The organism is Ornithinimicrobium sp. CNJ-824, from assembly GCF_001942405.1.
Taxonomy (GTDB): Bacteria; Actinomycetota; Actinomycetes; order Actinomycetales; family Dermatophilaceae; genus Ornithinicoccus; species Ornithinicoccus kibberensis.
This window is the reverse complement of the sequence record NZ_MKKA01000055.1, coordinates 12,952-39,472: the sequence shown is the minus strand read 5'-3', so window position 1 is coordinate 39,472 and position 26,521 is coordinate 12,952. Positions and strand designations below refer to the sequence as shown.

Annotated in this window: 22 protein-coding genes and 3 pseudogenes; 11 read left to right on the top strand and 14 right to left on the bottom strand. The window is 74.0% G+C overall.

What is annotated here, in order from left to right:
* Positions 1 to 36 precede the first annotated feature (36 nt).
* A complete protein-coding gene (locus tag BJF81_RS13110) occupies positions 37 to 678 on the bottom strand; it encodes a mycothiol-dependent nitroreductase Rv2466c family protein (protein ID WP_075958718.1) in 642 nt (213 codons plus the stop codon).
* Between the two features lie 119 nt (positions 679 to 797).
* On the opposite strand from BJF81_RS13110, the gene pepN reads away from it, so the two are divergent.
* On the top strand, positions 798 to 3,368 hold the full coding sequence (gene pepN / locus BJF81_RS13105; protein WP_075958717.1) for an aminopeptidase N: 2,571 nt from the start codon (positions 798 to 800) through the stop codon (positions 3,366 to 3,368).
* A gap of 296 nt (positions 3,369 to 3,664) precedes the next feature.
* On the opposite strand, the gene malQ is transcribed toward pepN, so the two are convergent.
* Positions 3,665 to 5,800, bottom strand: a complete 2,136-nt coding sequence (malQ, locus tag BJF81_RS13100) for a 4-alpha-glucanotransferase (RefSeq protein WP_075958716.1) — start codon at positions 5,798 to 5,800, stop codon at positions 3,665 to 3,667.
* Positions 5,801 to 5,986: 186 nt separating this feature from the next.
* Between malQ and BJF81_RS13095 the strand changes: the two genes are divergently transcribed.
* From BJF81_RS13095 to BJF81_RS13085, 3 genes and pseudogenes are all read left to right on the top strand, one after another.
* On the top strand, positions 5,987 to 6,883 hold the full coding sequence (locus BJF81_RS13095) for a mechanosensitive ion channel family protein (protein WP_075958715.1): 897 nt from the start codon (positions 5,987 to 5,989) through the stop codon (positions 6,881 to 6,883).
* Between the two features lie 51 nt (positions 6,884 to 6,934).
* Positions 6,935 to 7,396: a globin gene (locus BJF81_RS13090; RefSeq protein ID WP_075958714.1), complete on the top strand. Its 462-nt coding sequence runs from the start codon at positions 6,935 to 6,937 to the stop codon at positions 7,394 to 7,396.
* 90 nt (positions 7,397 to 7,486) lie between these two features.
* Positions 7,487 to 9,240 (top strand): annotated as a pseudogene (locus BJF81_RS13085) (glycoside hydrolase family 13 protein).
* Here the strand turns inward: BJF81_RS13085 and BJF81_RS13080 are convergent.
* Positions 9,237 to 10,583: a hemolysin family protein gene (locus BJF81_RS13080; protein ID WP_075958713.1), complete on the bottom strand. Its 1,347-nt coding sequence runs from the start codon at positions 10,581 to 10,583 to the stop codon at positions 9,237 to 9,239. The pseudogene BJF81_RS13085 and the gene BJF81_RS13080 sit on opposite strands and share 4 nt — an antisense overlap.
* A gap of 21 nt (positions 10,584 to 10,604) precedes the next feature.
* The gene (locus tag BJF81_RS13075; protein ID WP_342447145.1) at positions 10,605 to 11,906 is read right to left on the bottom strand and encodes an MFS transporter; all 1,302 of its coding nucleotides are present in this window, start codon (positions 11,904 to 11,906) and stop codon (positions 10,605 to 10,607) included.
* Positions 11,907 to 11,963: 57 nt separating this feature from the next.
* On the opposite strand from BJF81_RS13075, the pseudogene BJF81_RS21135 reads away from it, so the two are divergent.
* Positions 11,964 to 12,155, top strand: a pseudogene (locus BJF81_RS21135) (ArsR/SmtB family transcription factor); the annotation flags it as partial.
* Positions 12,156 to 12,497: 342 nt separating this feature from the next.
* Here BJF81_RS21135 and BJF81_RS17655 read toward each other — a convergent pair.
* The 3 genes from BJF81_RS17655 to BJF81_RS13055 are packed head-to-tail and all read right to left on the bottom strand — an operon-like array spanning position 12,498 to position 14,400.
* Positions 12,498 to 13,154 (bottom strand): hypothetical protein, encoded by a 657-nt coding sequence (locus tag BJF81_RS17655; RefSeq protein WP_075958712.1) that lies wholly within the window; start codon positions 13,152 to 13,154, stop codon positions 12,498 to 12,500.
* Complete coding sequence (locus tag BJF81_RS13060; protein WP_083664223.1) at positions 13,151 to 13,654, bottom strand: acyl-CoA thioesterase; 504 nt, start codon at positions 13,652 to 13,654, stop codon at positions 13,151 to 13,153. Before BJF81_RS13060 ends, BJF81_RS17655 begins: the two co-directional genes overlap by 4 nt.
* Positions 13,651 to 14,400 (bottom strand): FadR/GntR family transcriptional regulator, encoded by a 750-nt coding sequence (locus tag BJF81_RS13055; protein ID WP_075958711.1) that lies wholly within the window; start codon positions 14,398 to 14,400, stop codon positions 13,651 to 13,653. The genes BJF81_RS13060 and BJF81_RS13055 overlap by 4 nt, the downstream gene beginning before the upstream one ends.
* 92 nt (positions 14,401 to 14,492) lie before the next feature.
* Between BJF81_RS13055 and BJF81_RS13050 the strand changes: the two genes are divergently transcribed.
* The 4 genes from BJF81_RS13050 to BJF81_RS13035 all read left to right on the top strand — a co-directional run bounded on the left by BJF81_RS13050 (position 14,493) and on the right by BJF81_RS13035 (position 18,440).
* Entirely contained in the window at positions 14,493 to 15,248 is a 756-nt protein-coding gene (locus BJF81_RS13050) for a (Fe-S)-binding protein (RefSeq protein WP_075958710.1), read from the top strand.
* 113 nt (positions 15,249 to 15,361) lie between these two features.
* Positions 15,362 to 16,828: a LutB/LldF family L-lactate oxidation iron-sulfur protein gene (locus BJF81_RS13045; RefSeq protein ID WP_075958829.1), complete on the top strand. Its 1,467-nt coding sequence runs from the start codon at positions 15,362 to 15,364 to the stop codon at positions 16,826 to 16,828.
* The gene (locus BJF81_RS13040; protein ID WP_075958828.1) at positions 16,825 to 17,460 is read left to right on the top strand and encodes a LutC/YkgG family protein; all 636 of its coding nucleotides are present in this window, start codon (positions 16,825 to 16,827) and stop codon (positions 17,458 to 17,460) included. Before BJF81_RS13045 ends, BJF81_RS13040 begins: the two co-directional genes overlap by 4 nt.
* Before the next feature lie 128 nt (positions 17,461 to 17,588).
* Positions 17,589 to 18,440, top strand: coding sequence for an acyl-CoA thioesterase (locus BJF81_RS13035; RefSeq protein WP_083664221.1), 852 nt, complete (start codon positions 17,589 to 17,591; stop codon positions 18,438 to 18,440).
* A 15-nt stretch (positions 18,441 to 18,455) separates the two neighbouring features.
* On the opposite strand, the gene BJF81_RS13030 is transcribed toward BJF81_RS13035, so the two are convergent.
* Positions 18,456 to 19,163, bottom strand: a complete 708-nt coding sequence (locus BJF81_RS13030; protein WP_075958709.1) for a hydrolase — start codon at positions 19,161 to 19,163, stop codon at positions 18,456 to 18,458.
* A gap of 58 nt (positions 19,164 to 19,221) precedes the next feature.
* Here BJF81_RS13030 and BJF81_RS13025 point away from each other — a divergent pair, with 58 nt between their 5' ends.
* Positions 19,222 to 19,431 carry a hypothetical protein gene (locus tag BJF81_RS13025; protein WP_075958708.1) on the top strand — a complete coding sequence of 70 codons (210 nt, stop codon included), beginning with the start codon at positions 19,222 to 19,224 and terminating at the stop codon, positions 19,429 to 19,431.
* 3 nt (positions 19,432 to 19,434) lie between these two features.
* Here the strand turns inward: BJF81_RS13025 and BJF81_RS13020 are convergent, their stop codons facing one another.
* The 3 genes from BJF81_RS13020 to BJF81_RS13010 all read right to left on the bottom strand — a co-directional run bounded on the left by BJF81_RS13020 (position 19,435) and on the right by BJF81_RS13010 (position 22,722).
* Positions 19,435 to 20,358, bottom strand: a complete 924-nt coding sequence (locus tag BJF81_RS13020; RefSeq protein ID WP_083664240.1) for a pseudouridine synthase — start codon at positions 20,356 to 20,358, stop codon at positions 19,435 to 19,437.
* A 92-nt stretch (positions 20,359 to 20,450) separates the two neighbouring features.
* Positions 20,451 to 22,133 carry an energy-dependent translational throttle protein EttA gene (gene ettA / locus BJF81_RS13015; RefSeq protein WP_075958707.1) on the bottom strand — a complete coding sequence of 561 codons (1,683 nt, stop codon included), beginning with the start codon at positions 22,131 to 22,133 and terminating at the stop codon, positions 20,451 to 20,453.
* A gap of 67 nt (positions 22,134 to 22,200) precedes the next feature.
* Positions 22,201 to 22,722, bottom strand: coding sequence for a single-stranded DNA-binding protein (locus tag BJF81_RS13010; protein WP_075958706.1), 522 nt, complete (start codon positions 22,720 to 22,722; stop codon positions 22,201 to 22,203).
* A gap of 176 nt (positions 22,723 to 22,898) precedes the next feature.
* On the opposite strand from BJF81_RS13010, the gene BJF81_RS13005 reads away from it, so the two are divergent.
* Positions 22,899 to 23,288 carry a DUF2237 family protein gene (locus tag BJF81_RS13005; RefSeq protein WP_075958705.1) on the top strand — a complete coding sequence of 130 codons (390 nt, stop codon included), beginning with the start codon at positions 22,899 to 22,901 and terminating at the stop codon, positions 23,286 to 23,288.
* Between the two features lie 33 nt (positions 23,289 to 23,321).
* Here BJF81_RS13005 and BJF81_RS13000 read toward each other — a convergent pair whose 3' ends face one another.
* The 3 genes and pseudogenes from BJF81_RS13000 to BJF81_RS21130 form a co-directional block, all read right to left on the bottom strand.
* A complete protein-coding gene (locus tag BJF81_RS13000) occupies positions 23,322 to 24,971 on the bottom strand; it encodes a YfjP family GTPase (protein ID WP_075958704.1) in 1,650 nt (549 codons plus the stop codon).
* Entirely contained in the window at positions 24,968 to 26,200 is a 1,233-nt protein-coding gene (locus tag BJF81_RS12995; RefSeq protein WP_237770238.1) for an ABC transporter, read from the bottom strand. The genes BJF81_RS13000 and BJF81_RS12995 overlap by 4 nt, the downstream gene beginning before the upstream one ends.
* Before the next feature lie 215 nt (positions 26,201 to 26,415).
* Positions 26,416 to 26,490 (bottom strand): annotated as a pseudogene (locus BJF81_RS21130) (hypothetical protein); the annotation flags it as partial.
* Positions 26,491 to 26,521: the final 31 nt, after the last annotated feature.

Below are 26,521 nucleotides of genomic sequence, written 5' to 3'. Positions count from 1 at the left end.
CGGTGGGGTCGGGTGGGGAGGGGGTATGCCGTGGGCTCAGCCGAAGTCGGGGCCCTTGGTCCGGGTGCGCTTGAGCTCGTAGAACCCCGGGGTGCCGGCGACGAGCAGGCTGCCGTCCCACAGCCGGCCGGCGTCCTCGCCCTTGGGGGCCGGGGTGACGACCGGGCCGAAGAAGGCCACGCCCTGCACCGCCACGACCGGGGTGCCGACGTCGTCGCCGACGAGGTCCATCGCCCGCTGGTGGCTGGCCCGCAGGTCCTCGTCGACCGCGTCGGTGCCGCCGACCTGCGCCAGGGCCGGGTCCAGGTCCAGCTCGGCGAGCACCTCGACGGTGACCTGCTCCAGGTCGTCGGTGCCCCGCCCCTGCAGGTGGATGCGCTCGCCGTAGGCGTCGTACATCCGCTTGCGTAGGGCGTTGGCCTCCTTGTCCTCCAGGTCCCGGGTGGCGGCGACGATCGTGCGCACCGGCAGCCAGGTCCGCTCGAGCATGGCGGTGTAGTCCGGGTCCAGGTCGCGTCCCTCGTTGAGCACCGAGAGGCTCATCACCGACCAGGTGACGTCCACGTCGCGGACCTGCTCGACCTGCTCGAGCCAGCGGGAGGTCATCCACGCCCAGGGGCAGGCGGGGTCGAAGAACATTTCGGCACTGGTGCGGCTGGGTGCGGTGGTGGTCGTCATGGCACCATCGTCTCAGTTCTCCGCGGCGCCGCGGGCACCCGCCCCCGGTGGCACGGCATACCCGCATGTGCCCCGTGCAGCGTCGCGGAACCCGACGGACGACCCCCAGGAGGTCCTGCATGCCCGGCACCAACCTGACCCGCGACGAGGCGAGCGCCCGCTCCCTGCTCGTGTCCACCGAGTCCTACGACGTGGCGCTGGACCTGACCGCGGGCCCGGAGACCTTCCGGACCACCACGACGGTGCGGTTCGCCTGCACCGAGCCGGGCGCCCAGACCTGGATCGACCTCGTCGCCGCGTCGGTGGAGTCGGCGGTGCTCAACGGCCGTGCCCTGGACCCGGAGACCCACTGGACGGACGGCCGGCTGACCCTGCCCGACCTGCAGGCCGAGAACGAGCTGACCGTCGACGCGACCGGCCGCTACATGAACACCGGGGAGGGCCTGCACCGCTTCGTCGACCCGGTCGACGGGGAGGTCTACCTCTACACCCAGTTCGAGGTGCCGGACAGCCGCCGGATGTTCGCGGTGTTCGAGCAGCCCGACCTCAAGGCCACCTTCCGCTTCACCGTGACCGCACCGGCCCACTGGCAGGTCGTCTCCAACGAGCCCACCCCCGAGCCCGGTCCCGCCCCGGACGCGGCGAACGTCGACGGCGGCGAGGTGGCCCGGTGGGAGTTCCCCGCGACGCCGCGGATCAGCTCCTACATCACCGCGCTCGTGGCCGGGCCCTACGACGTGGTGCGCGACTCGGTGAGCACCCGGGCCGGGGAGGTCCCCCTCGGCGTGTTCTGCCGGCGCAGCCTGACGCCGCACCTGGACGCGGACAACATCCTGACGGTGACCAAGCAGGGCTTCGCCTTCTTCGAGGAGGAGTTCGACCAGGCCTACCCGTTCAGCAAGTACGACCAGATCTTCACGCCGGAGTACAACATGGGTGCGATGGAGAACGCGGGGTGCGTGACCATCGTCGAGCAGTACGTCTTCCGGTCCAAGGTCACCCAGGCCATCGTCGAGCGACGGGCGCTGACGATCCTGCACGAGCTGGCCCACATGTGGTTCGGCGACCTCGTGACGATGAGGTGGTGGGACGACCTGTGGCTCAACGAGAGCTTCGCCGAGTGGGCCTCCACCACCTGCCAGGCCGAGGCGACGGAGTGGACCGACGCGTGGACCACCTTCGGCACCGCGGAGAAGGCCTGGGCCTACAAGCAGGACCAGCTCTCCTCCACCCACCCGGTGGCCGCCGACATGGTCGACCTGGCCGCCGTGGAGGTGAACTTCGACGGCATCACCTACGCCAAGGGCGCCTCGGTGCTCAAGCAGCTGGTCGCCTACGTTGGGCGGGAGGCCTTCCGGGACGGCCTGCGCGCCTACTTCGCCCGGCACGCGTGGGGCAACACCACCCTGGCCGACCTGCTGGCCGAGCTGGAGGTGACCAGCGGCCGTGACCTGAGGCAGTGGTCGAAGGTCTGGCTGGAGACGGCCGGGGTGAACACCCTCACCCCGCACGTCAAGGTGGACGAGGACGGGACGATGACCTCGGTGGTGATCGAGCAGACCGCCCCCGAGGAGCACCCGACGCTGCGCCCCCACCGCCTCGCGGTGGGCTGCTACGACCTCGTCGACGGCGGGCTGGTGCGCACGCACCGCGTCGAGCTGGACGTCGACGGGGACCGCACCGAGGTGGCCGAGCTGGCCGGACGACCCCGCCCGGCCCTGCTGCTGGTCAACGACGACGACCTCGCCTACGCCAAGATCCGCCTCGACGAGGTCTCGCTGCGGACCGCGCTCGAGCACGTCCGCGACTTCGAGCAGTCGCTGCCCCGCTCGCTGGTGCTGGGCGCGGCCTGGGACATGACCCGGGACGGCGAGATGCCGGCCACCGACTACGTGCGTCTGGTGCTGCGGGCCCTGCCCGGGGAGACCGACTCGACCCTGCTGCGGGTGCTCGTGCAGCAGGTGACGACGGCGGCGAAAACCTACACCGCCGAGTCGCACCGGCAGGACGTCGTCGCCGAGCTGGCCGCGGGGCTGCGTGCCGCCGCCGAGGGCGCCGAGCCGGGCGGGGACGCCCAGCTGCAGCTGGTCACCGCCTGGGCGGCGCTGGCCCGCTCCGAGGAGGACGTGGCCCGGGTCGACGGGCTGCTCTCCGGCGGGCAGGAGCTGGCCGGGCTCGAGCTCGACCAGGACATGCGCTGGACGCTGCTGACGTCCCTGGCCGCGGCCGGGGCCGCCGACGAGGACCGGATCGCCGAGGAGCAGCGGCGGGACGACACCGCGACCGGACGGGAGAAGGCGGCCCGGGCCCGGGCGGCCCTGCCGACCCCCGAGGCCAAGGAGGCCGCGTGGGTGGCCGCCGTCGAGCAGCAGGGCCTGTCCAACTCCGTGCTCGCCGCGATGGCGCTGGGCTGGGGCTGGGTGCACGACGCGACGCTGCTGGAGCCCTACGTCGAGCGCTACCACGCCGTGGTCGAGCAGGTCTGGTCCGAGCGCACCCACCACATCGCCGAGTCGCTGGCCACCGGGTTCTACCCGCTGGCGGTCGCGACCCCCGCGCTGCGCGACGCGACCCAGGAGTGGCTCGACAGCCACCCCGACGTCTCCCACTCGCTGCGCCGCACGGTGGCCGAGAACCGCGACGCGGTGGCCCGGGCCCTCCGGGCGCAGGCGGTCGACGCCGCGCGCTGAGACCGGGACCACGGAGGGCCTGCGGGGAACGCCCCCGCAGGCCCTCCGTCGTCGGCCCCCCTACTTGCCCGGCGCCCCGGCCGACCAGCCCCGGCGTGTCGCGCACCACCGGTCGACCGGCTCCGGCGTGTCGCGCACCACCGGCCGACCAGCCCCGGCGTGTCGCGCACTGTGCCGTCAGCGCTGCGGCGTGTCGCGGGCCAGGGCACGGTTCCTGCACATGCACGGCCGTGGAAGGACGACCCCGGCGGCCTGGTGCTCCTTGGCCCGGTGCTCCTGGGTCCGACGCTCCTGGCTCAGTGCCCCTGGTCGACCGTCCGGGCCAGCCGGCGGGCCGAGCGCCAGGTGAACAGCTCCTCCAGCCGCACCGCGTGCCCCTCCGGACCGGCCAGCGGCACCCGCCAGTTGGGGTACTCCTCGTCGGTGCCGGGCTGGTTGATGACCCGCTTGTCGCCCGCGAGGTCGCTGACGCTGACGCCCAGCAACTTGGCGGGGGTGCGGGTGAGGAAGGCGTGCAGCGCCTCGACCTGCTCGGGCACCGGTGCACCCTCGCGCAGCAGGCCGCGCCGCCGCAGGTCGGCCAGGACCTCGTCACGGGAGGCGGCGTCGGCCGCCTGCTCCTCCTCCAGCGACCGGTCGAGCAGCCCCAGCCGGTGGCGCAGCTCGACGTGCACCCCCTCGAGGTAGCCGGCCGTCGGCGGCAGGTCGTGGGTGGTGACGGTCGCCAGGCACAGCTCGCGCCACTCCTGCGGCTCCAGCAGCCCGCCGTCGCCCTCCCAGTCCCGCTCGAACCACAGGATCGAGGTGCCCATGACCCCGCGGTCGCGCAGGTAGTCGCGCACCCACGGCTCGACGGTGCCCAGGTCCTCCCCGACGACGACGGCACCGGCCCGGTGGGCCTCCAGCAGGAGGATGCCGATGGTGGCCTCGTGGTCGTAGCGCACGTAGGTGCCCTCGAACGGCTTGCGCCCCTGCGGGATCCACCACAGCCGGAAGAGCCCGATGACGTGGTCCACCCGCAGCCCGCCGCTGTCGCGCAGCGCGGCCCGCACCATGTCGCGGTAGGGGGCGTAGCCCAGCTCGGCGAGCTTGTCGGGCCGCCACGGCGGCTGGCTCCAGTCCTGGCCGAGCTGGTTGTACTGGTCCGCCGGGGCGCCGACGGTCACGCCGCGGGCCAGTGCGTCGCCCAGGCCCCAGGCGTCCGCCCCGTCCGGGTGCACGCCCACGGCCAGGTCGGAGATCAGCCCGATGGACATCCCGGTGTCGACGAGGTCCCGCTGCACCCGCGCCAGCTGGTCGTCGAGGATCCACTGCAGCCAGCAGTGGAACTCCACCTCGTCGGCGTGCTTCTCCCGGAAGGCCTCGACCGCGGCCCCCCGGGGGTCCTGCAGCTCCTCGGGCCAGCTGCGCCACCAGGTGCCGTGCACCTGGGACAGCGCGCACCAGGTCGCGTAGTCGACCAGCCCCTGCCCCTCGCGCTCGACGAAGGCGTGGAAGGCGCGGGCCCGCCGCAGCGACCGGCGCTGCCGGAAGATCATCCGCAGGGCCGCCTCCTTGGCCATCCAGACGGCGTCCCGCTCGATGAGGTCCAGGTCGAGGTAGCGCTTGGCGTCGTCGGCGTGCCACTCCACCAGCTGGCGCTCGGCCGCGGACAGGTAGGCCACCTCCGGCACGTCCTCGACCCTGATGTAGAGGGGGTTGACGAACCGGCGGCTGGTCGGCAGGTAGGGCGAGGGCTCGATCGGCGGGACCGGCTCCGCCGCGTGCAACGGGTTGACGAGGACGAAGTCGGCACCCAGGCCGGCCGCCCACGCACCGGCGTCGCCGAGGTCGGCCAGGTCGCCGATGCCCCACGACTCGTCGGACCGCATGGCGTAGAGCTGGGTCATCAGCCCCCAGCTCTGGGAGCCCTCCTCCGCGAGCACCTCGGGCAGCTCCAGCCGGGCGGGGGTGACCACCAGCGGCATCCGGCGAACGTTGCGGCCGGCGGCCACCTCGACCGTGTGCCATCCCAGGGGCAGGTCCTCGCCCAGGTCGAGCGGGACCCGCACGACGGTCACGCCGTCGAGCTCACGGGTCGCACGGGGCCGCCCGTCCCCCTCGAGGGTCCCGACCTCGTGGACGTGGCCGTCCTCGAGGACGACCCTGGCCTCGAACCGAACCCCCTCGGCCACGTGGACCGGCACCTCCGGGCGCCGGCCCTGGCCGGTGACCACGACCGGCGGCAGCACCCGCGTCCAGGGCCGGCGGTCGACCTCCGCCAGGGCTGCCTCGACGTCCGCCTCGTCGGCGACCTGCACGCCCAGGGCGGCCAGGGCGGCACCGACCGTCTCCGCGGAGACCTGGACGTGGCGCCCCTGCCAGTCCCAGAACTCGGTCGCCACGCCGTAGGCCTCGGCGAGGGCGGACAGGCGGGGGGACAGCTCGGTCACGAGGACGACCTTTCGACGAACGCGGCGTGGCGGTGGCACCGCGCGGGGGATCCGGGGCGGACGGGCACACGGGTGCCCGACCTAGTTTGTCAGGCCCGGCGGCGTGCGCCGAACCGTGCGGGCGGGCGGAACCTCTTTAATGGGGGCCATGCACACGACCGGACCCCTGCGCACGGTGACCCTCCGATGACCTGGCCCGGCTGGGAGGCGGTGGCGACCTGGCTGCTGGGCGCGCCGCTGCGGATCGTCGGCGTGCTGCTCGCCGCGGTCGTGGTGCGTTGGCTGGTCCACCGGGCGATCCGGTCGCTGGTGGACACGGCGGTGGCCCGGGCCGACGACCACGAGCGGAGCAGCATCGAGCGGCTCGTGGGTGGCCGCCGGCCCGGCGACGCCGGGGAGCGACGGCGGCAGCGCGCCCTGACGATGGGCTCGTTGCTGCGCAGCGCCTCGACGTTCGTCATCGCCACGATCGCCATCCTGACGGTCATGGCCGACCTGGGCCTGCCGCTGGCCCCGCTGCTGACCTCCGCGGGCATCGGCGGCGTCGCCCTGGGCTTCGGCGCCCAGTCGCTCGTCAAGGACTTCCTGTCGGGGATCTTCATGATCATCGAGGACCAGTACGGCGTCGGCGACCTCGTCGACACCGGGGAGGCCGTGGGCACCGTCGAGGAGGTGACCCTGCGGGTGACCCGCCTGCGGGACGCCAGCGGGGTGGTCTGGTTCATCCGCAACGGCGAGATCGTCCGGATCGGCAACAAGAGCCAGGGCTGGGCGGTGGCGACCATCGACGTGCCGGTCGCCTACGACGAGGACCCGCACCGGGTCACCGAGCTGCTCTCCCGGGTCGTGGCCGAGACCGCGGACGACCCCGCCTGGGCCGACCGGCTCCTGGAGACCCCCACCGTGGCGGGCGTGGAGTCGGTCTCCGGCGGCACGATGACGATGCGGATCTTCGCCAAGACCCGTCCCGGCGAGCAGTTCGCCATCCCCCGCGAGATCCGCGAGCGGGCCAAGCATGCCTTCGACGAGGCCGGCGTGCGGGGCCCGACGATCAGCCCCTGGGGCGGCGGGCAGCCCTCCTGAGGGCCCCCGGGGTCGTCCCGGCGGGCTCCGGCACCTGAGACACTGGCGGGTGTGAGCCAGCAGCATCAGCCGACCGGGACGGGCGAGCGCCTCGTCCCCCAGCAGACCTTCTACGAGCGCGTCGGCGGGCACGACACCTTCCGCCGGCTCGTGGCCGAGTTCTACCGGGGCGTGGCCGGCGACCCGCCGCTGAAGGAGATGTACCCCGAGGAGGACCTGGGCCCGGCCGAGGACCGCCTACGGATGTTCCTCGAGCAGTACTGGGGCGGTCCGACGACCTACTCCGAGCGCCGGGGCCACCCCCGGCTGCGTATGCGGCACGCGCCGTTCGCGGTGACCCCCACGCAGCGGGACCGGTGGCTGCACCACATGAACGCCGCGATCGACACGATCACCGACCGGCTCTCCCCCCTCGACGAGGAGCAGCTGCGGGCCTACGTGGCGCACGCCGCCCAGGCCATGGTCAACTCCTTCGAGGAGGACCACCGCCCGGGCGGCACCGCCGCCGGCTGAGGGGGGGCCGGACCGACCCCGCCACCACCTACGCTGGTGGCCCGTGACTGCGACCAGAGCTCCCCGGTCCCCTCCGTCCCCGCGCACCACCTGCCCGAACCGCCGGACCCCGCCGACCCGCACCAGCCCATCCCCCACTCGGCGCCCTGGTGGCGGCACGCGGTGATCTACCAGGTCTACCCGCGCAGCTTCGCCGACGCCGACGGCGACGGGATCGGCGACCTGCCCGGGGTCACCTCCCGGCTGCCCTACCTGGCCGACCTGGGGGTGGACGCGGTCTGGCTCAGCCCCTTCTACGTCTCCCCGATGGCCGACGCCGGCTACGACGTGGCCGACTACCGCGACGTCGACCCCCTGTTCGGGACGCTCGCCGACGCCGACGAGCTCATCGCCCGGGCGCACGAGCTGGGGATCCGCGTCCTCGTCGACCTGGTGCCCAACCACACCAGCGACGAGCACGCGTGGTTCCGCGAGGCGCTGGCCGGCGGGCCCGGTTCCCGCGAGCGGGCCCGCTACGTCTTCCGCGACGGGTCGGGCCCGGACGGCTCCGAGCCGCCGAACAACTGGAAGTCCGTCTTCGGCGGGCTCGCCTGGACCAGGGTGCAGGAGGCCGACGGCAGCCCCGGCCAGTGGTACCTGCACCTGTTCGACGACAAGCAGCCCGACCTGGACTGGCGCAACCCCGAGGTCGTCGAGGAGTTCCACGACGTGCTGCGGTTCTGGCTGGACCGGGGCGTCGACGGCTTCCGGGTGGACGTGGCCCACTCCCTCGTCAAGGCCGAGGGGCTGCCCGACTGGACGGTGCGCACCGGGATGCTCGGCGACCAGGGCGAGGACGGGACCGAGGACGCCGGTGAGCCGGCCACGACGGACCCGCGGACCAAGGAGCTGGGCCCGATGTGGGACCAGGAGGAGGTCCACGAGATCTACCGCGGGTGGCGCCGGGTGCTCGAGGAGTACAACCCCTCCGGCGACCCGGACCAGGACCGCATCCTGTGCGCGGAGGCGTGGCTGCCGAGCCAGGAGCGCACCATGCGCTACGTGCGGCCGGACGAGATGCACCAGGCGTTCAACTTCCAGTTCCTGGAGATGTCCTGGCGGGCCGAGGACGTGCGGGAGGTCGTCGACACCTCGCTGCGCGCTGCCGACGAGGTCGGTGCCCCCACGACCTGGGTGCTGTCCAACCACGACGTCGTGCGGCACGCCTCCCGGCTGGGGCTGCCGGTGGGGTCCCCCCGCCCGAACGGGATCGGGGCCGGCTCCGAGCAGCCCAACCCGGTGCTCGGCCTGCGGCGTGCCCGGGCCGCGACCACCCTGATGATGGCGCTGCCGGGCTCGGCCTACGTCTACAACGGCGAGGAGCTCGGCCTGCCGGACCACACGGCGCTGCCCGACCGGCTCCGCCAGGACCCGGCCTTCCACCGCACCGCGGGCGTCGAGCTGGGCCGGGACGGGTGCCGCGTGCCGCTGCCGTGGGTGGCCGACGAGCCGTCCTACGGCTTCGGCCCCGGACCGCGCAGCTGGCTGCCCCAGCCGTTGCTCTACGGCCCGCTGGCGGCGGACCGCCAGGAGGGCGTCTCCTCCTCCACCCTCGAGCTCTACCGCACGCTGCTGCGGCTGCGCCGGGAGCACGACCTGGGCGTCGGCGGCCTGCACTGGGAGGGCGGCTGGGGCCCGGACGTGCTGGCCCTCCGCACGCCCGGGAGGACGGCCGGCCGGTCACCGTCGTGGCCAACCTCGGCGAGGACCTCCTCGACCTGCCGGAGGGGCTCGAGGTGCTGGTCGCCAGCGGCCGCCTCGAGGACGGGCGGCTGCCGCAGGACACGACGGTCTGGCTGGCCTAACGCCCCTCGTCCCGGTCGCCGTCCTGCCCTCCCTGCCCCTCCTGCCCGTCGGGGTCGGCGGGACGGCGCACCTGGACCTCGCGGATCCGCATACCCTCCATCGCGGTGACCCGCAGCAGCACCGGTCCGGCCCGGACCTCGTCGCCCTCGGCGGCCATCCTGCCCAGGCGGGCGAGCACCAGGCCGGCCACCGTCTCGTAGCCGCCCCGCGGCAGGTGCACGTCGAGCGCGTCCTCGAGCTCCTCGACGATGAGCCCGCCGGAGACCCGCAGGATGCCGTCGGCGCGCACGAGGGAGTCCTCGGGGTCGGGCTCGGTGTCGTACTCGTCGTAGATCTCCCCCACCAGCTCCTCGACGAGGTCCTCGACGGTGACGATCCCCTCGGTGCCGCCGTGCTCGTCGACGACCAGCGCAAGGTGCTGCTGGGTCTCCTGGAGCAGGTGCAGGCTGGCGAGCACGGGCTTGCTCACCGGCAGCGCGGTGATCTGGCGCGTGACGTCGCCGACCCGCACGCCGGCCCGCCGGTCGTCGTCGATGGTCAGCAGGTCGCGGATGTGCACGAACCCCAGGACGTCGTCGGTCGACTCCCCCGTCACCGGGAAACGGCTGTGGCTGGACCGCCGCACGAGGTCCTCCACCTGCTCGACGGTGCGGTCGGCCTCGAGGAACTCCACGTCCGGCCGGGGCCGGAGCACGTCGCCGAGGGTGCGCTCCCCGGCCCGGAAGACGTCGCGCAGGATCTGCCGGCTGTAGGGGCGCAGGTCGCGGTTGTCCTCGACGACCCGCCGCAGCTCCTCGATGGTCATCTGCTCGTTGGTGGCCTCCGGGTCCCCGCCGAGCAGCCGGACGACGAGGTTGGTGGAGACCGACAGCAGCCAGATCACCGGGCGCAGCAGCCGGGCGAAGACCCCCAGCGGAGGGGCCAGCACGCGGGTGAACCCCGCCGAGCGCTGCATCGCCAGCCGCTTGGGCACCAGCTCGCCGAGCACCAGCGACAGGTAGGCGATCAGCAGGGTCATCAGGACCAGGGACAGCGGGTCGGCCAGCGTCTCGTCGAGCCCGAGGCGCTGCAGCCCCACCGAGACCGTGGGCGAGATCGTGGCACCGCCGAAGGCCGAGGAGAAGAAGCCGGCCACCGTGACCCCCACCTGCACCGCGGAGAGGAAGGTGTTCGGGTCGCGGACCAGCGCCGCGGTCCGGCGGCCCCGTCCCCCGGAGCGCTCGATGTCGTCCACCTGGGATGGCCGCAGCGAGACGATCGCCATCTCGGTGGCCGCGAACACCCCGCCCACGAGGACGAAGAGCAGCACGAGCAGCACGTTGGTGAGCAGGGCGGTGTCCATGGACCGAGGGTATGGCGTGGGTCAGGGGCGGGGACCGTCCGCGGCGGCGCCGGGGCCGCCCTCGGCGAGCGCGTCGAGCTCGCGCGGGAGGGTGCGCATGCCCAGGAGCGGGGAGAGCAGGACGGGCAGGGCGGCCAGGACCGCGACCGAGGCGAAGATCCACAGGGTGGGCACCACCCCGAGCTCCCGGCCCAGCAGCCCGCCGGCGAACGCGCCCACCGGCATCGGCCCCCACACGAGGAACCGGACGGAGGCGTTCATCCGCCCCAGCAGCGGACGCGGGCACAGCCGCTGGCGGAAGCTGACCTGGGCGATGTTGTAGACGACCACCCCCCAGGAGGTGACGAAGCCGCCCACGAGCAGGGTGGGCACGGGCGGCAGGACGCTGGCCAGGGGGGTGGAGAGCATGGCCAGCCCGCTGACGACGGCCGCGACGGGGATGGCCCGTCCCTCCCCCACGAGCCGGGCGAACCGTCCCGAGCTGACCGCGCCCAGCAGCCCGCCCACGGCGCCGACCGACAGCACCAGGCCCAGGGTCGTCTCCGCCAGCCCGAGGGTGCGGACCGCGTAGAGCACGAAGAGCCCGAAGACGGCCGACGAGGCGAGGTTGGACAGCCCCGTGCAGGACACGACCCGCCGCAGCAGCGGGTGGCCGAGCACGAACGCCATACCCTCCCGGACCTCGGTGACCAGGGGACGCCGCGTGGCGGGGTCGGAGGGCTCCTCCCGGCGCCGGATCCGGCTGACGAACAGCGCGGAGAGCGCCATGCAGACCGCGGTGACGGCGATCGTCAGCGGTGAGCCGACCAGCCGGACCAGGCCCGCGGCCGCGGCCGGGCCGACGACCCCCGCGGTCTGCTGGCTGGCCTGCAGCGTGCCGTTGCCCTCGCCGATCTGGTCGCCGTCGACGATCTGCGGCAGGTAGGACTGGTTGGCCACGTCGAAGAAGACGCTGATGCAGCCGACGGTGAAGGCGACCGCGTAGAGCTGGCCCATGGTCAGCGCGTCGAGCAGCCAGGCCAGGGGCAGGGTGAGGAGCAGGGCGGCCCGCAGCAGGTCTCCGAGGACGATGACCAGCTTCTTGCGCCACCGGTCGACCCAGGCACCGGCCGGCAGGCTGATGAGCAGGAAGGCCAGGGACTCCAGCGCGGCGAGCAGCCCCATCTGGAAGGCGTCCGCGCCGAGCACCTGCACGGCCATCAGCGGCATCGCCAGGCCGACGAACTGGGCGCCGAACACCGAGACGGTGTCCCCCAGCCACAGCTGGCGGAAGTCGTGGTGGTGCCACAGGGATCGGCGCGGGGCGTCCGCCGGGATCGTCACCGGCCGATCGTCCGCCACCGATTGAGATTTGTCAATCACTCGTGGGACACTGCCGCCATGCCGCCCGCCACCGTCCCCGAGCGCCGGGACGCGACCGACGCGGAGGCCCGGGCCCTGGCCTCGACGGTCCGGCTTCGCATCCTGCGGATCACGCTGGACGAGCCGCTGACCAACCGGGAGATCGCCGCGGCCCTCGACCTCAACCCGGCCACGGCCCTGCACCACGTGCGCACCCTCGTCGACACAGGTTTCCTCGAGGCGCTGCCCGCGCGCCGGGGGCGCCGCGGGGCGCGGGAGATCCCCTACCGGGCGACCGGGAGGTCGTGGCAGGTGCGCACGCCGACCGGCTCGTCGTCCCTCGTCGAGACCTTCCTCGCCGAGATCGCCCCGGTCCCCGAGGCCGACCGCGAGCTCACCCGGCTGGGCCTGCGGCTGCCGCCGGAGGAGCTCGAGGAGCTGCGCCGCAGGCTGCACGCCCTCCTGGAGGAGTTCTCCCAGCGCCCCCGCGACCCTGCCGCCGAGCCCTGGTCGCTGCTCGTCGCGCTGCACCCCGAGGCCCCCCGCGCCCCGGGGCACGGCGCGCCCCGACCGTCAGCGACACAGGACGTGGCCGGCCGGCAGGCTGACGCGGGTCCACGGGCCGCTGCGGTGCACGGTCGCGGCGCCGTCCAGGTCCCGGGCGAAGCCGAGGGAGGTCACGGCCAGGCCGGCCCCTGCGGGCACGCCGGCGGCCAGCTCGCGCCCCCAGACACGGGCCCGTAGCGAGGCCACGGCCGCGGCCCCCGCGCCGTCCGGCGTGCCCTGGGCGACCTCGGCGATGCCCTGGCGCGCGGCGTCGACCAGGTCGGCGACGGGGACCTGTCCCGCCGGCTCCCACCCGCCCCGTGGCGGGGTCAGCGCGGTCCAGGACGGGGAGACCGTGGTGGGCGGCACGTCGAGCTCGGTCCCCGCGTCGCCGGTGGCCGACCGGCGGGCGAACCGGTCGGTCAGCCCCCGCAGGGGCACCGTGGCGTCCAGGTCGTGCTCGTCGGCCAGCGGCATCGTGCGCAGCCCCAGCACGGTGCCCGCCCGGGTCAGCCCCTGGCCGGGCAGCACGCACACCCAGGCGGCCAGCACCCGGCCGGGCGCCTGCAGCCGCACCGCCCCGTCCTCGTCGAGGGTCAGCGCCCGCCCGGCGTAGGTGGCCAGGTCGGCCACGGTCTCGCCGTCCGCGAACCGCAGGACGGTGCCCCGGGCCGCCCCGTTCACGCGCGCCCCCTGCGCCGGTCGCCCCGCAGCAGGGGAGGAGGCCCGGCGACCGCGGCGAGCGCGTCGCGCTCCGGCGCGCCCAGCCGGCGGGGCCGCTGGTCCGCCAGGTCGTAGGCGACCAGCGTGACCCGGCCCCGCGCGTAGACCGTGTCGTCCCCGACGGGGCCGCCCACGGCATACCCCAGCTCGAAGGAGGCCGCCCCCACGTCGCTGCACCACACCGCGACCCGGGCCGGCGCGTAGGCGTAGCCCATGGGGAGCAGGTAGTCGATCGCCTGGGAGACCACGAGCATGCCCTCGTCGATGAGGTCGCGCTCGGCGCCGAACCAGTCCTTGAACGCCAGCACGCGGGCCTCCTCGAAGAACCGCAGGTACTGCACGTTGTTCACGTGGGCGTAGGCGTCCATGTCCGACCAGCGCACGGGGACCGGGTAGATCCGCGCGGCCTCCGGGACGTCGGGCAGGGGGACGGCGGCGGCGGGCTCGGGTCGGGCGGTCATGGGGCCATTGTGGCGGCCGACCCCCGCAGCCGGCGCCACGCGGTCCGCACGTGCGCCTCGGCCAGCACCTCCGCGGCGGCGGGGTCGTGGGTGGCCACGGCCTCGAGGATCGTCTCGTGCTCGCGGTCCAGGTCCTGGACGAGGTCTGCGTAGGTCTCCTCGTCGAGGGCGGTGAACCGCTCCATGAGCGGGCGGCGCAGGGCCTCGCGGATCGCCTCGGTGGTGTCGGCGGCCAGCCCGTTGCCCGCGGCCCGGGCCAGGCCCACGTGGAAGGCCGTGTCGCCGTCGTTGAAGCCCTTCCGGTCGGTCGCGGTGCGCATCTGCTCCAGGTGGGAGCGCATCAGCGCCAGGTCGGCGTCCGTGGCCCGGGTGGCCGCGAGCCGGGCGGAGAGCCGTTCCAGCGCGGTCCGGACCTCGACGACCTCGTCGAGGGGGAAGTGGGCCAGGGCCACGTGCAGCCGCAGCAGGCGGGTCATCGCCCCGGAGGGCAGGGCGCTGACCCGGGTGCCCCCGGCCCGGCCCGCCCCCACCGACGGGGCCAGCACGCCCTGCGCCTGCAGGCTGCGCACCGCCTCGCGGACGACCGCGCGGCTGACCTCCAGGCGCGCGGCCAGGTCGCGCTCGGCCGGCAGCTGGTCGCCGACCTGGAGCCGCCCGTCGAGGATGCGCTCCTCGACCCAGGCCACCACCGTCTCGTAGGCGCGGGGCGCGGCGGGACCCCCGGGAGCCGCCGCGCGTGCCTTCACCCCAACCTCCCTGCCCGGACGTCTTGACGAACGGGGAGTCTAGCCCTAGCCTCGGGTCCATTCCAATGGTCAGACCATTACCGGGAGACTCGATGACGAGCCAGGGCCCCACCGTGGCGATCTTCGCCACCTGCTTCAACGACACCATGTGGCCCGAGGCCCCCCGGGCCACCGTCACGCTGCTGGAGCGGCTGGGGTGCACGGTGGTCTTCCCCCGCGAGCAGACCTGCTGCGGCCAGATGTTCACCAACACCGGGTATGCCGACGAGGCGGTCCCCCTCGTGCGGAAGTTCGTCGACGTCTTCGAGCGCTACGAGCACGTGGTCGCCCCCTCCGGCTCGTGCGTGGGCTCGGTCCGCGACCAGCACGCCATGCTCGCCCGTCGCTCCGGGGACGGCGGCCTGGTCACCGCGGTCGAGGAGCTGACCCCCCGGGTGCTCGAGCTGTCCGAGTTCGTCGTCGACGTCCTGGGGCGCACCGACGTCGGGGCCTACTTCCCCCACCGGGTCACCTACCACCCCACCTGCCACTCGCTGCGGATGCTGCACGTGGGCGACCGCCCCCTGCGGCTGCTGCGCGAGGTGCGCGGCATCGACCTGGTCGACCTGCCGAACGCCACCGAGTGCTGCGGCTTCGGCGGCACCTTCGCCGTCAAGAACGCCGACACCTCCATCGCGATGGGCTCGGACAAGGCCCGGCACGTGCGGGAGACCGGTGCGGAGGTCCTGGTGGCCGGCGACAACTCCTGCCTGTCGCACATCGGCGGCATCCTGGGGCGCCAACGCTCGGGCGTGCGCACCCTGCACCTGGCCCAGATCCTGGCCTCGACCGAGGAGGACCCGGCATGAGCACCTCCCCCGCCGACCACGGCGCGCCCCCCACCGGCGACGTCGGCGCCGGCCCCACGGCATACCCCGACGAACCCGCTCCGCTGCAGCGGACCTCGGCCACCTTCCTGGGGATGCCCTCCTTCCAGACCGCGGCGAAGGCCGCGCTGGCCGACACCCAGCAGCGACGCAACCTCGCGCACGCCACCGCCACGATCCGCGGCAAGCGGGCCGCCGTCGTGGCCGAGGTCGAGGCGTGGGAGGAGCTGCGCGTCGCGGGCGCGGCCGCCAAGGACGAGGTGCTGCACCACCTGCCGCACTACCTGGAGCAGCTGGAGGAGAACCTCACCGCCCGCGGTGCGACCGTGCACTGGGCCCGGGATGCCGAGGAGGCCAACCGGATCGTCGTGGGCCTGGTGCAGGAGCGGGACGCCGACGAGGTCGTCAAGGTCAAGTCGATGGCCACCCAGGAGATCGAGCTCAACGAGGCCCTCGAGGCCGCCGGGATCCACGCCTGGGAGACCGACCTGGCCGAGCTGATCGTCCAGCTCGGGCACGACCGGCCCAGCCACATCCTCGTGCCGGCCATCCACCGCAACCGGGCCGAGATCCGCGAGATCTTCCTGCGCGAGATGGGCGAGGTCGGCCGGCCGGCGCCCGAGGACCTCAGCGACGAGCCGGCCAGGCTGGCCGAGGCCGCGCGGCTGCACCTGCGGGAGAAGTTCCTCCGGGCCAAGGTCGCCGTCTCGGGGGCCAACTTCGCCGTCGCCGACACCGGCACGCTCGTCGTCGTGGAGTCCGAGGGCAACGGCCGCATGTGCCTGACCCTGCCCGAGACGCTCATCTCGGTCGTCGGGGTGGAGAAGGTGCTGCCCACCTTCGCCGACCTCGGCACCATGCTGCAGCTGCTGCCCCGGTCCAGCACGGGCGAGCGGATGAACCCCTACACCTCGATGTGGACCGGTGTGCACGCGGGCGACGGCCCCCAGGACGTGCACGTCGTGCTCGTCGACAACGGCCGCAGCCACGTGCTCGCCGACCCGGTCGGGCGGGACGCCCTGCGCTGCATCCGCTGCTCGGCCTGCCTCAACGTCTGCCCGGTGTACGAACGGGCCGGCGGGCACGCCTACGGCTCGGTCTACCCCGGCCCCATCGGCGCGGTGCTCAACCCGCAGCTGCGCGGGACCGGCTCGGACGTCGACAAGTCGCTGCCCTACGCCTCGAGCCTGTGCGGGGCCTGCTTCGAGGCCTGCCCGGTGCGCATCGACATCCCCGCCCTGCTCGTCCACCTGCGCACCCAGGTGGTCGACGAGGCCTCCGGCCGCTCGGTCGAGGCGCTCGGCATGAAGGCCGCCGCGTGGACCTTCGCCGACCACCGGCGGCTGGAGGCCGCCCAGCGGGCCGCGACGGTCGGCGGCCGGCTCCTCGGTGACCGGACGATCCGGACGGTGCCCGGGCTGGGCGCCTGGGCCCAGGCCCGCGACGTGCCGACGCCGCCGAAGGAGACCTTCCGCCAGTGGTGGCGGCGCACCCACGGGGACGGGGCCGGCACGGACGGGACCGGCACGGACGGGACCGGCACGGACGGGAGGACGGCATGAGCACCGCACGCGAGGAGATCCTGGGCCGGCTGCGCGCCGCGACGGCCGACGTGAGCACCCCGGTGGGTCACCGCGGCGAGGTCCCGGTGATCCAGGAGGAGGGCGAGAGCGAGCAGGCCACCGTCGAGCTGTTCGTCGAGAACGTGGCCGACTACCGGGCGGAGGTGGTCCGGTGCGGGCCGGACGAGGTCGCCGCCGCCGTCGCCGACGCCCTGCGCCGCCGCGGGTCGCGCTCGGTCGTCGTCCCCTCCGGCCTGGACGCCTCGTGGGTGGCCGGGCTGGCCGAGGACGGCGTGGAGCTACGGCCGGACTCGGCCCTCACGGCCGACCAGCTCGACGAGGTCGCGGCCGTCGTCACGGCCTGCCGGGTGGGGATCGCCACCACCGGCACCATCGTGCTGGACCACGCCGACGACCAGGGGCGGCGGGCCCTCTCGCTCGTGCCCGACCACCACGTCTGCGTCGTCGGCGTCGACCAGGTCGTCCACGACGTACCCCAGTCCCTGGGGCGGCTGGACGCCACCCGTCCGATGACGTGGATCAGCGGCCCGAGCGCGACCAGCGACATCGAGCTGGACCGGGTCGAGGGGGTCCACGGCCCGCGGAACCTCGACGTGATCGTCGTCGGGTAGGCGGGCGCGACCGTTAGGCTCCTGCCCGTGACCGACGCACCCCTGCACGACCCCATCGACGCCCTCCTCGACGTCCTCGACCTCACCTGGGAGGGGTCGACGACGATCCGGGCCGCGGCGCCGAGGGGATGGCCGTCGACCTCGGGGCGTCCGAGGGCGAGATCTTCCTGGGGCAGAGCCAGCGCCAGGCGCACGGGCGGGTCTTCGGCGGGCAGGTGCTCGCGCAGGCCGTGGTCGCGGCCGGACGGACCGTCGCCACGGTCGAGGACGGGACCGACACCACCCCGCAGGAACGGCACATCCACAGCCTGCACGCCTACTTCCTGCGCCCGGGCGACGACCGTCGGCCGATCCAGTTCGTCGTGGAGCGGATGCGCGACGGGCGCAGCTTCTCGGCCCGCCGCGTGCACGCCCTGCAGGAGGGGCGGATCCTGCTGTCGCTGACCGCCTCCTTCCAGGAGCCCGCCGACGGCATGGAGCACCACCTGCCGATGCCGGAGGTCCCCGGCCCCGAGGGGCTGCGCTCGGACCGCGACATCCTGGGGCGGATCGACCACCCGGTCGCCCGGCACAACGCGCGCACCCGCGCGCTGGACCTGCGCCACGTGGAGCCGCTGCTGCTCGGGCCGGCCGAGCCCGGGCCCGGTGAGCAGTCGGTCTGGATGAGGGTGGAGCGGGAGCTGGCCGACGACCCGCTGCTGCACGCGGCCGTGCTGGCCTACGCCTCGGACTACGTCCTCCTGGAGCCCGTGCTGCGCCGCCACGGCGTCGGCTGGGGCGACCCGCGGCTGCGGCCGGCGAGCCTGGACCACGCGATGTGGTTCCACCGCCCCGCGCGGGTGGACGGGTGGATGCTCTACACCCAGTCCTCCCCCTCGGCGCAGTCCGGCCGCGGGCTGGGGCTGGGGCACATGTATGCCGCGGACGGCACGCTGCTGGCGACCGTCGCCCAGGAGGGCATGGTCCGGCTCAAGGAGTAGGTTCGTCCTCCGCGCTCAGGTCAGGTGGTCGTGGTCGCCGCCGACCCACGCCGCATACCGCTGCGCCGACCGGCGCACCACGTCCCTGGCGTCCGTGGGCACCTGCAGCCCGAAGTTGTCGTAGAGCCGGTCGAAGGTCAGGCCGGCGAGGGTGTCCGCCACCCGGGTCACGACCGCGGCGGACAGGGGTATGAGGTTGGGGAAGGACCGCATGAAGCTCACCCACCCGGCGTCCGGGACCGCCTTGCAGGTGTCGCCGGAGAGCAGGACGCCCCGGCCCTCCGCACCCGCGACCCACACGGCCACGCTGCTGCCGGGGAAGTGGCCCCCGGGCTGGAGCACGCGGATGCCCGGCAGCACGTCGAACGGCTCGGACCACGTGGTGATCTCACCGTCCGCGCCCCACCGCCGCACCCACTCCCGGTCGGCCTCGTCGACGTGGCCGGGCACCTCCCACAGCAGGTTGCCGTGCGGGGTGCGCACGAGCATCGCGCTCTGCCCGACGTCGGCCCGCGGCACGGCGTGCAGCGCGTAGCAGTCCGGCTCCACCTCGGTGATCTCGACGTGAAAGCCCTCGGCGGCACGCTGCGCGAGGGTGGTCCAGCGCTGCCCGCCGGCGGGGACGTACTGCCGCTCGTCGGCGCAGATCGCGCAGGTGTCCTCGTCGAGGTCGTTCTCCACCCCGCAGGTCGCGCACAGCCTCCAGGCCTCGGCGGCAGCCATGTGTGCCACTCTAGGCGTGGGACCCGGTGTCCGGCCGGGGGCCAGGGAGGCGAGGGCGATGTGGTGGCAGGAGCTGCTGTGGGGCGTCTGGAACGGCATCACGGCCTGGGTGGTGCTCGTCGCGCACGTCTTCGGCGCCTGGGACCGGTTCCCGGTCTACGACCCCGACCGGGCGGGCAACTGGTACGACCTGGGCTTCCTGCTGGGTGCGGGATCGCCGGTCCTGGGGATGCTGGGCGGGCGGCGGGCCTCCGGGGGGCGGGGCTGACGCTCACGCACCGCGCAACGGCAGGGTCCGCCCGGAGACGACGTGCCGCTCGGCCCCGCTCACGGGGTCGGTGAACCTGACCTCCTGCGCCAGCAGCTGCAGCGGCTGGGAGAAGTCGTCGGCGGGCACCTCGCGCACCACGGGGTAGAGCGGGTCGCCCAGGATCGGGACGCCCAGGCCGGCGAGGTGGACCCGGAGCTGGTGGGTCCGCCCGGTCCGAGGGGTCAACCGGTAGCGACCGACGCCGGGAGCGACGGTGCCGACGAGCTCCACGAGCGTCTCGGCGTTGGGCTCCCCCGGCTCGACGGCGGCCTGGAGCTCCCCGCGGCGCTTGACGAGCCGGTCGCGCACGACCGTCGGCAGGTCGAGGTGCTCCGCCGTCGGCGCCAGCGCATCGTAGGTCTTGGTCAGCCCTCCCTCCTGCACCATCCGCTGGTAGGCACCGCGGACGTCGGCCCGCGTCGTGAGGAGCAGGACGCCGCTCGTGAGCCGGTCGAGGCGGTGCACCGGCGAGAGCTCCGGCAGGCCGAGTCGACGGCGCAGCAGCACCACGGCCGTCTGCGCCACGTGGGAGCCGCGTGGCATCGTCGCCAGGAAGGGCGGCTTGTCCACGGCCAGCAGCCCGGTCTCTTCGTCGTGCAGCACGACCGTCGGCTCACCGGGCACCACGACCTCCTCGGGCAGGTCCCGGTAGAGGTAGACGCTGGCGCCCGGCCGGTAGGGCGTGGCCGGGCCGACCCGGGTGCCGTCGCCCAGCAGGACCTCCCCCGCCCGGACGCGACGGCATACCCCGTCCTCGTCGCCCGTCACCGCGACGAGGAACTCCACGACGGTGCGGGGGTGCTCCGCGGAGCAGTCCCCGCGGTCGTGCTCCGCGGAGCAGTCCCGGCGTTGGTGCTCCGCTGAGCAGCCCGGCCGGGCCGGCATCCGCACGCGCGCAGGCCCCAGCCCCTCCCTGGGAGGGAGCGGGGGCCGGGGCCTGCGTCGGCGTGCCATGGACCGGCGGGGCCCGTCGCGCGTCAGTCGCGGGTGAGCTTGCGGTAGGTCACCCGGTGCGGTCGGGCCGCCTCGGCCCCGAGACGCTCGATCTTGTTCTCCTCGTAGGCGCCGAAGTTGCCCTCGAACCAGTACCAGGCCGCGGGGTCCTCCTCGGTGCCCTCGTAGGCCAGGATGTGGGTGGCGACCCGGTCGAGGAACCACCGGTCGTGGCTGATGACCACCGCGCAGCCGGGGAAGGCCTCCAGGGCGTTCTCCAGCGAGCCGAGGGTCTCCACGTCGAGGTCGTTGGTGGGCTCGTCCAGGAGCAGGAGGTTGCCGCCCTCCTTGAGGGTCAGCGCCAGGTTGAGGCGGTTGCGCTCGCCGCCGGAGAGCACCCCGGCCTTCTTCTGCTGGTCCGGGCCCTTGAAGCCGAACTGGCTGACGTAGGCCCGCGAGGGGATCTCGACGTTGCCGACCTGGATGAAGTCGAGCCCGTCGGAGACGACCTCCCACAGCGACTTCTCGGGGGCGATGTTCTCGCGGGACTGGTCGACGTAGGAGATCCTCACGGTGTCGCCGATCTTCACGGTGCCGTCGTCCGGCTCCTCGAGACCCACGATCGTCTTGAAGAGCGTGGTCTTGCCGACGCCGTTGGGCCCGATGACGCCGACGATGCCGTTGCGGGGCAGGGTGAACGACAGGCCGTCGATGAGGACCCGGTCGCCGAAGCCCTTGCGCAGGTCGGTCACCTCGATGACCTGGCTGCCCAGCCGGGGACCCGGTGGGATCTGGATCTCCTCGAAGTCCATCTTGCGGGTCTTCTCGGCCTCAGCGGCCATCTCCTCGTAGCGGGCCAGGCGGGCCTTGTTCTTGGTCTGCTTGGCCTTGGCGTTGGAGCGGACCCATTCCAGCTCCTTCTCCAGGCGCTTGGCCAGCTTGGCGTCCTTCTTGCCGGCGATGGCCAGCCGCTCGCGCTTCTTCTCCAGGTAGGTGGAGTAGTTGCCCTCGTAGGGGTAGAGCCGGCCACGGTCGACCTCGGCGATCCACTGGGCGACGTTGTCGAGGAAGTACCGGTCGTGCGTCACGGCCAGGACGGCGCCGGGGTAGACGGCCAGGTGCTGCTCGAGCCACTGCACCGACTCGGCGTCCAGGTGGTTGGTGGGCTCGTCGAGGAGCAGCAGGTCGGGCTTGCTGAGCAGCAGCTTGCACAGGGCGACCCGGCGGCGCTCACCACCGGAGAGCACGGTGACGTCGGCGTCCGGCGGCGGGCACCGCAACGCGTCCATGGCCTGCTCCAGCTGGGCGTCGAGGTCCCAGGCGTCGGCGTGGTCGATCTCCTCCTGCAGCTGCCCCATCTCGGCCATGAGCGCGTCGAAGTCGGCGTCCGGGTCGGCCATCTGCTCGGAGATCGCGTTGTAGCGGTCCAGCTTGGCCTTGATCTCCCCCACGCCCTCCTCGACGTTGCCCAGGACGGTCTTGTCCTCGTTCAGGGGCGGCTCCTGCAGCAGGATGCCGACGGAGTAGCCGGGGCTGAGCCGGGCCTCGCCGTTGGACGGCTGGTCCATGCCCGCCATGATCTTGAGGATGGTCGACTTGCCGGCGCCGTTGGGGCCCACGACGCCGATCTTCGCGCCGGGGTAGAAGGACATCGTGACGTCGTCGAGGATCAGCTTGTCGCCGACCGCCTTGCGGGCACGCGTCATGGTGTAGATGAATTCGGCCATGCCGCTCAGGGTATCCGTCGGCCCCGACGGCCTCCGAATCCTCCGGGGCCGCCGGGACCGGCGACGCTCAGGCCGACCGGGCCAGCACCTCCGCGGCGGCCTCGTCGTCGAGCACCCCGTCCCGGTCGGCGAGGTCCGCCAGGTCGTCGTCCTCCTCCTGGGCGGGCGGGGCCTCCCGGTCGGGACGCGCGTCCTCCGGCTCCCCCGGGTTGTACTCCTCGACGCGCTCCAGCCCGTAGCTCGCGCTGCCCCGCGTGAACGGGGCGGTGCCGAAGGTCAGGTCCGGTCCGATCGAGTCGACGTCGATCGTGGCGTTGACGCCGCTGCCGTTCTCGCTCGACCACTCGTTGAGCCGGAAGCGGCCGTGCACGACGACCGGGTCGCCCTTGTGCAGGCTCGCCAGCACGTTGGCGCCCGTCCGTCCCCAGCAGAGCAGGTCGAAGTAGGTCGTGCCGGTCACCACCCACTGCTTGGTCTCCCGGTCGAAGCGCCGGCTGTTGACCGCCATCGCCAGGACCGCGAACGGCTCGCCCGTCCGGCTGCCGATCCGGCGCTGCGGGTCGCGGGTCAGGTTCCCGCTGAGCGTCATCCTGCTGTCCACCACCATGGTGCGACTCCCCTCCGTGTCGGGCCCGCCGGCCGGCGGGCTGAGCCCTCATCGTCGGCGGCGGTCCGGCACCTGCGGAAGCGTCGGCCGACGGCCTGTGGACCACGGCCGGACGCCTCGGCGGGGTGTGGGCAGGGGCAGGATGGCAGGATCGCCCCATGGAGCTGCTCAACGTCCTCGGCGGGCCGCTGGAGGAGTGCGGCACCGACCCCGTCACCGGCTTCACCCGGTCCGGCCGGTGCGAGGTGACGCCCGAGGACGTGGGCGTGCACGGGGTGTGCGCGGTGATGACCGCGGACTTCCTCGCCTCCCAGCAGGAGCTGGGCAACGACCTGGTCACCCCCCGCCCCGAGTGGCGGTTCGCCGGCCTGCGGCCCGGGGACCGCTGGTGCGTGGTGGCGGTGAGGTGGCTGCAGTCCGCCCAGGCGGGACGGGCGGCCCCGGTCGTCCTGGCGAGCACCTCCGAGGCGGTGCTGCAGGTGGTCCCGCTCGACCTGCTGCGGCGGTATGCCGTGGACGTGCCCGACGACCTGTCGGGCCTCGCCTGACCTCCCGGGCGCGCGCCGCGGCGGCGGCCCAGGTCAGGCGGCCGCCTGCTCCAGCAGCTGCCGGGTCTTCTCGTGCCGGTCCAGGACCGCCATCACCGGACGCCTGACGTGCTGGAAGGCCACCTCGTCGATGGCCTCGTCGAGCCGTTCCTCCACCTGGGCGCGACGGCGGCGGGCCCCCACCCCCGCGGCCACCCGTGACAGCAGGGCCAGCAGCCACCCGACGACCACGCCGCCGAGCAGCAGCGCCAGCGGCATCGGCACGGGCCCCCAGGAGAAGGCGAGAGGGTCCACCGGCATCTGCAGGAAGCCGAGCACGGCCATGAGCACGAGCCAGCCCAGACCGACGACCGCGACCAGCGCGGCCACCAGCTGCAGCGCACCGACCACGCTCCACCAGGCCGGGTTGCGGGTCCGCAGCGGCGTCCCCACGACGGCCTGGTCCAGGGCGTCGGCGAGGGTGTCCTGCTCCGGGCTGGCGGCCTCCACGACCGCGTCCGCCCACCGGACGGGCAACCCGGTGCCGGCGTCCTCGCCGACCTGCCGCGTGGCCAGCTGGACGTTGGCCCGCGCGGCCGGGGTGGGCGACGGCAACGAGGAACGCCCCAGGACCGCACGGACGTCGGAGGGCGCGATCCCGGTCGGGCCGGCCGAGTCGTCGCCCAGGCGCAGCCGTTTGAGGGGGTCCGGCCGCAGCGAGGCCACCCACCGGGTGAACGGCCACCCGGTGCGGGCGCGGGCCTGCCGTCGGTAGTCGCGCTCCACCGCGTCGAGCACGACGGGCACCCCCGAGGCGTCGCGCAGGGCCCGGTGCAGCCGGTCGTCGGTCTCCTCCGTGAACTCGGGGGTCTGCTCGGCGACCCCACCGCCCACCTGCTCGGCGCTGGCGCGCACGTCGGCCACCAGCCGCGCCTCGGCCGCGTTGCGGGCCTCGACGACCTCGCCGAGCCGGGCGCGCAGCTCGTCCACCCCGGTGCCGGTGCGGGCCGAGGTGGTCCAGACCTCGTGGTCCCCGGCCTCGTCGTCCCGCACGAGCCGGCGCAGGTCGTCGCGCACCCGGTCGACGTCCTCGGGCGAGCGCAGGCGGTCCACCTGGTTGAGCACGACGAGCATCACCGTCTCGTGGTGCCGCAGGGGCCGCAGGTAGTCGTCGTGGAGGCGCGCGTCGGCATACTTCTGGGGGTCGGCGACCCACACGAAGACGTCGGCGCGCTCCAGGATCCGGTCGGCCTCGACCCGGTGCCGCAGCTCGCGGGAGTCGAAGTCCGGCAGGTCGACGAGCACGAGCCCGTCCAGCCCGACGTTGTCGCCCGTGGCGGTGACCTGGTGCCGGTTGTGGATCCCGAGCCAGTCGAGCAGCTCGCCGGCAGGTTCCTCGCCCCAGACGGCCGCGGCGGCCTCCGCGGTGGTGGGCCGGCGGGGGCTGATGACCGAGACGTCCTCGCCCACCAGCGCGTTGAACAGGCTGGACTTGCCCGAGCCGGTGGCACCGGCGAGCGCCACCACGGTGCGTCCGCCCTTGAGCGCCCACCGCTCCTGCACCCGCTGCACCACGGCGCGGGCCTCGTCGGCGGCCGTGGGGTCGAGCTGGTTCCCGCCCACGTCGACGGCGGAGGCGAGCCGGTCGGCCCGGTCGGTGAGCGGGACGTCGGCCTGCTCCTTGCCGCGGCGACGGCCGATCATCGGGCGGCCTCCACGTCGGCCGCGGCGGACCGCAGCTCCTGCACGACCTCGTCGGTCACCGGAACCTCCTGCAGGACCGCGTCGTAGCGGCCCCTCTCCTGCTCGTAGAGCTCCTCGACCCGGGCGATGAGCGCCTTGCGGGCCTTGACGGACATGGACCGGACCGCCTGGTCGCCGAAGACGGCCTCCAGGAGACGCTGCGCCAGCACGGCCGACCCGCCCGCGACGGCGACCTCGGCACCGGTGGGGATGGCGGCGGTGGAGGCGAAGACGACGATCATCAGCAGCACGCCGAGGCCGTTGACCCCGAAGGCCAGGAACCGGGCGGTCGAGCGGCGCGACCCGGCCTCCTCGCGCACCATCTCCAGGATCTGGCCCTGCCAGTCGCGGATGAGTCGTTCGACGCGTTCGGCGAAGTCGGGCGAGGCCTTGGTCAGCCCGGGGTTGCGGTCGACCAGCTCGACGCCGCCGGGCGTGTTCTTCCAGGACCGGGCGGCGGTGCTGGCCGCGACCTGGCCGTGGGAGGTGATGAGGGCGGCCGCACCGGACTGCAGGGCGTCCCCGAGCGGCTCGGCCGAGACCGGCTTCCCGGAGAACCAGGAGGAGATCCGGTCCCGGAAGCGTCCGATCCCCTCCTCGATCGAGCGCAGGAACTCCCCGGTGCCGACCAGCTCCTGCCAGCGGGCCAGCACCTCGCCGCGCAGCAGGGAGCCGTCCTGAACCCCCTGCTCGACCCCGGCGAGCGCGTCGGCGTATGCCGTGCGCGGCCCCTTCGCCAGCTCCTGCCGGGCCGCGACCTGGGCCTGCCCGGCCTCGGCCAGCTCCCCGGCCCGGCCGGCGAGCGAGCCGACGGTGCCGCTGAGGGTGCGGCGGATGACCATCGAGCGGGCCCGGGCGTCCCCGGCGAGGGAGTGCAGCCAGCCGCGGAGCCGCTCGACGTCCTGCGGGGGGATCATCCCGTCGTCGAGGTCGACCTCGGTGACCGTGAAGATCGGCGACTGCCCCAGGCCCTGGTCGCGCAGCATCGAGGCGAGGTGGACACGCACCGTCTGCAGGGCCTCCGGGGGCACCCGGTTGAGGACGATCGCCACCGAGGTCCCCCGTTCGGCCGCCTCGCGCAGCAGGTCCCACGGGACGGCGTCGGCGTAGCGGGCGGCGGTGGTGACGAAGAGCCACAGGTCGGCGGCCGAGAGCAGCTGCTTGGACAGCTCCCGGTTGGCCTTGACCACCGAGTCGATGTCAGGGGCGTCGAGCAGCGCCAGCCCGGCGGGCAGCGCGTCGGAGGGAACGAGGCGGACCGAGCCGGGGTCGTCGGTGCCGGCCGAGCCGTCGCCGTCGCCGGCGACCGGGCCAGCCCCGGGAGCACGCGCTTGTCGGTGAACCAGCGGGTGTCCTGCTCGTGGTGGACCAGCACCGAGGCCCGCGTGGTCGGCCGGATGACCCCGGTGGCGGTGACCTGCTCGCCGACGACCGAGTTGACCAGGGTGGACTTCCCGGCCCCGGTGGACCCGCCGACCACCGCGAGCAGGGGCGCGTCGAGGGAGCGCAGG